The sequence below is a fragment of the Rahnella sp. CJA17(1/100) genome (assembly GCF_963881615.1).
GTDB classification, from domain to species: domain Bacteria; phylum Pseudomonadota; class Gammaproteobacteria; order Enterobacterales; family Enterobacteriaceae; genus Rahnella; species Rahnella aceris.
Window position 1 is genome coordinate 1 of the sequence record NZ_CAWOJA010000048.1, and the last position, 601, is coordinate 601.

Annotated in this window: 1 protein-coding gene; it reads right to left on the bottom strand. The window is 47.8% G+C overall.

Annotated features, from left to right (window positions below; translation table 11 throughout):
• On the bottom strand, positions 1-601 hold a 601-nt coding region (locus AACU55_RS19085), incomplete at both ends, for a beta-ketoacyl-ACP synthase III (protein WP_134707158.1).

Consider the following 601-nt stretch of genomic DNA (forward strand, 5'->3'; position numbering starts at 1 on the left):
GTATTGGCGTACTCGTCTAACACGACAGGCGCCTGTTCCGCTGACACATCATCCCCTAACAGTTTTCTCACCACAAACTGGTTCATGTTGATGTTCGCTTGATGCAACCATAAACGCTTAAAAGACTGCGGCGTTAATGCTTGTTCGGCCAGATGTTCATCCAAATGTTGGTAAATCATCGGCAGTAGCTCTTTAAACACTTTGCGCCCTTGTTGGTGGAACAGTTTATCGGCCTGATGGGCAGCACTCGGATCGCAGCGATTCAAGAAACCAAAATTACTGCGAATATTATTCGAATAATCAGTAAAACAGCGGCTTGAGAGGATTTTAAACACATTGTCAGATTGAGCTAGACTTTGCTCTTCCAGTACCAGTGCGGTCGCGACATCACCAAAAATAAAGTGGCTGTCACGATCGCGATAATTCACCTGCGCCGAACAAATCTCTGGGTTGATAACGAGCACTCTTGAGGCTGAGCCCGTCGCAATCGCATTAGCAGCAGCAACAATGGCGAAGGTTGCCGATGAACACGCCACTTGCATGTCGTAACCATAACCGCGCGTACCGAGCGCACGTTGAATTTCAATTGCCATCGCAGGAT